Annotated in this window: 4 protein-coding genes; all 4 read left to right on the top strand. The window is 43.0% G+C overall.

All coding sequences use genetic code 11. The features are described 5' to 3' along the window. The first annotated feature begins 24 nt into the window (after positions 1–24). The 4 genes from kaiC (at position 25) to C7H79_RS16410 (ending at position 4,458) form a co-directional block, all read left to right on the top strand. A complete protein-coding gene (gene kaiC / locus C7H79_RS16425) occupies positions 25–1,653 on the top strand; it encodes a circadian clock protein KaiC (RefSeq protein WP_106708326.1) in 1,629 nt (542 codons plus the stop codon). Between the two features lie 78 nt (positions 1,654–1,731). Continuing rightward, positions 1,732–2,088: a circadian clock KaiB family protein gene (locus C7H79_RS16420; protein ID WP_106708325.1), complete on the top strand. Its 357-nt coding sequence runs from the start codon at positions 1,732–1,734 to the stop codon at positions 2,086–2,088. Beyond that, entirely contained in the window at positions 2,054–2,395 is a 342-nt protein-coding gene (locus C7H79_RS16415; protein ID WP_197714664.1) for a circadian clock KaiB family protein, read from the top strand. Before C7H79_RS16420 ends, C7H79_RS16415 begins: the two co-directional genes overlap by 35 nt. A 62-nt stretch (positions 2,396–2,457) precedes the next feature. After that, positions 2,458–4,458, top strand: coding sequence for a PAS domain-containing sensor histidine kinase (locus C7H79_RS16410; RefSeq protein ID WP_106708324.1), 2,001 nt, complete (start codon positions 2,458–2,460; stop codon positions 4,456–4,458). Positions 4,459–4,600: the final 142 nt, after the last annotated feature.

Here is a 4,600-nt window from a genome sequence, read left to right as displayed (position 1 = left end):
ATGACAATTTTATTTAACGAATAAATGCACATCGATTTATCTCTACCAAAATCCCCGACCGGCATCCAAGGGTTAGATGAGGTCACAGGCGGCGGCTTGCCCACAGGTCGGCCCACGCTAATTTGCGGCGGTGCTGGGTGTGGTAAGACATTGCTGTCGATAGAGTTTCTGGTGCGTGGAGCAATGCAATTTAATGAGCCGGGCGTATTCATGATGTTTGAGGAGAATGCGTCCGAGCTTTCTAGCAACGTCCAGTCGCTTGGTTTTAATTTGGATCAACTGGTCACAGAGAAAAAGATCCTGCTCGATTATGTCAATCTCGAGCCAAGTGAAATAGATGAAACGGGTGATTATGATCTTGAAGGCCTGTTTATAAGACTGGGTTATGCCATAGATTGCATTGGAGCAAAACGAGTAGTACTGGATACTGTTGAAGCCTTGTTCAGCGGTCTGTCAAATGAGGCTATATTACGCGCGGAATTACGTCGATTGTTTCGCTGGTTGAAAGATCGCGGCATGACAGCAATTATAACGGGCGAAAAAGGTGAAGCTTCAATTAGCCGTTATGGATTAGAAGAGTATGTAGCCGATTGTGTTATCGTGCTCGATCATCGAGTATCCGATCACATTTCAACTCGACGCTTACGAGTACTGAAATATCGCGGTTCGGCGCATGGACTCAATGAATATCCTTTTATCATCGGTAAGAATGGTTTTTCGGTATTGCCGATCACCTCATTGCAACTCGATCATCAAGCTTCATCCGAATGTGCTTCCACGGGTATTAAACAACTGGATGAGATGCTCGGGGGTAAAGGTGTGTATCGAGGCAGCAGTACGCTGGTGTCCGGCTCATCAGGTACCGGTAAGAGCAGTGTTGCTGCAAAATTTTGCGAAACTGCCTGCCGTAATGGGGAGCGAACATTACTGTTTGCCTACGAAGAGTCACGCGCGCAAATTATCCGTAATATGCGCTCCATCGGTATTGACCTGGAGCCATGGATAATAAAGAATCTGCTGGAGATACATTGTTCACGTCCTACCTTATATGGACTAGAACAACATCTGGTAATGATTCACGATATCGTACATGCCTTTCGACCGAGTGTCGTAGTCGTTGATCCGATCAGCAATCTTCTCATTCAGCGCGATGAGAATGAAATAAAACCGATGCTGATGCGGCTTATTGATTTCCTTAAACATCATCAGATTACTTCAATCTTCAACAGCTTGACTTCACCGGAGACTACCGCTGAATCTTCGCAGGTTGGTATTTCCTCGCTCATGGATACTTGGTTGCTGCTACGCAATATAGAATTTAATGGCGAACGCACCCGCACTATTCAAGTGGTTAAATCGCGGGGTGTTGCAAGCTCCAACCGTGTACGCGAGTTTGTAATGAATAATAACGGAATTGAAATTGTTCAAGTTTATTTTGACGGTCGCGAGGTGCTTACCGGTTCAGTCCGCCAGGCGCAGGAAGAACAGCAGAGATCTAAAGATGAACTGCGAAGATTGAAACATGAACGTAAGCTTCATAGGCTTATCAGTAAACAGAAAGCAATAACGGCACAAATTACATCATTGCAGGCCAAGGATGAGGCATTAGCGGCAGAAATGAACAACACTACTGCGCAACAAAAACAAACATGAACGCACAATTTAGCAAACTAAAGCAAGGATGGCGCGTTAGCGCAGTCGTAGTCCGAGCAGAAATGATAAGATTTAATTATGATTATGAATAATAATCCATTATCTATTACGGCCGATATAAATTATGACTTGCGTCTATACGTCGCGGGAAAAACTTTAAAATCTCTATCGGCAATCACAAATCTTAAACGCATCTGCGAAACTCATCTCGCCGAAGTATCCATATTAAATATTATCGATCTTGTTGACACGCCACAATTGGCTGCTGAAGATCAGATTTTTGCTCTTCCCACCTTGGTGCGACGGATGCCTACACCGATCAAGAAAATCATAGGTGATTTGTCTAATGAAGCACGCGTGCTGGAAAGCCTTGGCTTGCAAGTAAGGTCTGGAGATAATTATGAAAAAGAGCCTTTTAACCGATCGCGAATTTGAGGAATCAAAAAATGTTATGGAAGATAAAGGCACGAGTATTCGATACGTCTTAAAACTTTGCATCATCGGCATTACCCCGCGCGCTAAGCAAGCGATAGTGAAAATTCGAGAATTATGCGACGAACACTTGCGAGACTGCTATGAATTGGAAATTGTTGACCTTGCTCAGTTTCCTGAGATGGCGATAGGAGAACAGATTATCGCCACTCCAACCTTAATCAAGAAATTGCCGTTGCCCTCCCGGCGATTTATCGGTGATATGAGCCACATTGAACATATACTGCGCGGTCTTGATATCAAAAGATAAGAAGAGTTGATGAAATAATATTAATCTTTTTCGAGATAGCAAGTTAGTTGTATAGGGAGCTAATGAACGAGATCGAAGAACTGCGAGCACGCCTGGATGAAGCGGAAGAAACCTTGCGCGCGATACGGCATGGCGAAGTTGACGCACTCCTGATTGAGACTCAGTCTGGCCAGCAAATTTATACATTGCAAGGACTTGACGCGGAATTAAACCGATTTCGTGGTGAGATTTTGGAGAAAATCAGTGAGGTAGTGATTGTTCTTGACGAAGCCGAATATATCATTTATGTGAATGGTTACACTGAGCAGCAATACGGCATCAGCGCTTCCAAAATAATCGGATGCCATATTAGCAAACTATATCGGTGTCATTGGCATAATCCAGATGATGAAAAAACGAAGAATGAGATCCTCGCCACTGACGGGCAATGGCGAGGTGAAAATACTCATATCAAAAACAATGGAAAATCTATTTATGTTGAATCTCAGATAACACGTCTTAAAGCCAATCGGAGCATGCAATCTGGCCAGCTCATTGTGATTCGCGACATCACCGCACGGAAACAAGCCGAACAAGCCCTGAATAATAGCCAGATACAGCTTCGGTTGTTTATTCAGCAAGCGCCTCTCAGTATTGCAATGTTTGATCGAGAAATGAAATTTCTGGTTGCAAGCGACCACTGGAAAGAAGAATTTGGAAGAGATAGTGATGATTTAGTAGGATTTAATTACTATGAAGTGAACAAAAACATTCCGGAAGAATGGCAACAAATTCATAAAAGAGCATTAGCGGGAGAATTCGTAAGAAACAATGAGGACATGTGGATAAAAGAAGATGGTAGCCGGCAATGGTTCCGTTGGATGGCCTATCCATGGACAGATGATAATGGAGAGATCGGCGGCATAATTATTTCTAGCGAAAATATCACTGCACGGCATGTCGTTAAAGAAGAATTGTTAACGGCCCAAACCCGATTGTCTCTAATCCTTCAAGAGGTAAAAGCCTGTTATTGGGACTGGAATTTGAGCTCTGGGAAAATATACGCTTCGCCCGAATGGGATCGACAAATGGAATTCGAGGATGGACACTCTCCAGGCACCTGGGCAGAATGGGTTGAACGCGTACACCCGAAAGACAAAGAATTTGTTTTGAGCGCAAAAAATGATTGTCTTACTGGTTCAAAACCCAACTTTGAAGTGCAGTATCGAATAGAGCATCAAAATGGATCTTATCGCCACATTCATTCACGGGGTGTGTTAATACTGGATCAACATGGAAACCCCGATCGTGTTCTGGGTATCAATCTGGATATGACAGATTATATGAGATCAAGGGAGCTTAAAGAACAGCGCGATAAGATCGAGAAAGCGACTCAGTTATATGTGGCAAGTCAAACGGCGGCGGCTATTGCTCATGAGCTTAATCAGCCACTTACTGCGCTTACTTTCTACGGTTTTGCCGCTAAAAAATTATTAACTACTAGCCATCCGGATCTATTAAAACTAGCGGACATTATAGACAAATGCGATAATCAGATAGCGCGTGCCGCTGATGTGATACGACATTTAATGTTTTTTTTGCATAAAGGCGAAATAAGTTATGAGCTCGTTGATGTTAATAAATTAATCAGGCATTCTCTTGAGTATGTTAGAGCCAGCAATGATTTTTCAACTACTGTAATTCAGCAAAATCTTGCTAACAACTTGCCGCTTATTCGCGCGAACGCATTGCAAATTCAAAAAGTAATCATCAATCTCTTGATAAATGCCATGGAGTCGATGGAAACATATCGTAAAAATCGTATGTTGACTATTAGCACTTGCAAGTCTCCTGAAGATTCAGATGTGGTGCTAACTTCTGTAAAGGACAGTGGGAAAGGAGTGTCCGACAGATCAGTCTTGAATAAAATGTTTCAGGCATTCTACACCACCAAATCCACAGGGTTAGGGATGGGCTTAGCCATCAGTCGAGCATTGATCGAGGCTCATGGCGGAAAGATGTGGGCTGAAGAAAACGACGATGTTGGTATATGCATTTACTTTACTTTGCCCATCGCGCCATGAATGAGAAACCCTGCGTTTTTGTTGTTGATGATGATGAGGCAATTCGTGACAGCCTTAAAATGGTCCTTGAATCAATTCACATTACTTGCTTGACATATGAAAATGCTGAACAATTCCTAGCAAGCTATCATTCAGAAACAGT

Origin of the sequence: Nitrosomonas supralitoralis (genome assembly GCF_003011925.2) — a bacterium.
GTDB classification, from domain to species: domain Bacteria; phylum Pseudomonadota; class Gammaproteobacteria; order Burkholderiales; family Nitrosomonadaceae; genus Nitrosomonas; species Nitrosomonas supralitoralis.
Note: the sequence above shows the minus strand (reverse complement) of the source record. Positions and strands in the feature narration are given on the sequence as shown.

What these genes read in the sequence shown, in the direction of transcription:
- C7H79_RS16410 (WP_106708324.1), top strand. Translation starts at nt 2,458, where the DNA reads ATGAACGAGATCGAAGAACTGCGAGCACGCCTGGATGAAGCGGAAGAA.
- kaiC (WP_106708326.1), top strand. Translation starts at nt 25, where the DNA reads ATGCACATCGATTTATCTCTACCAAAATCCCCGACCGGCATCCAAGGG.
- C7H79_RS16415 (WP_197714664.1), top strand. Translation starts at nt 2,054, where the DNA reads ATGAAAAAGAGCCTTTTAACCGATCGCGAATTTGAGGAATCAAAAAAT.
- C7H79_RS16420 (WP_106708325.1), top strand. Translation starts at nt 1,732, where the DNA reads ATGATTATGAATAATAATCCATTATCTATTACGGCCGATATAAATTAT.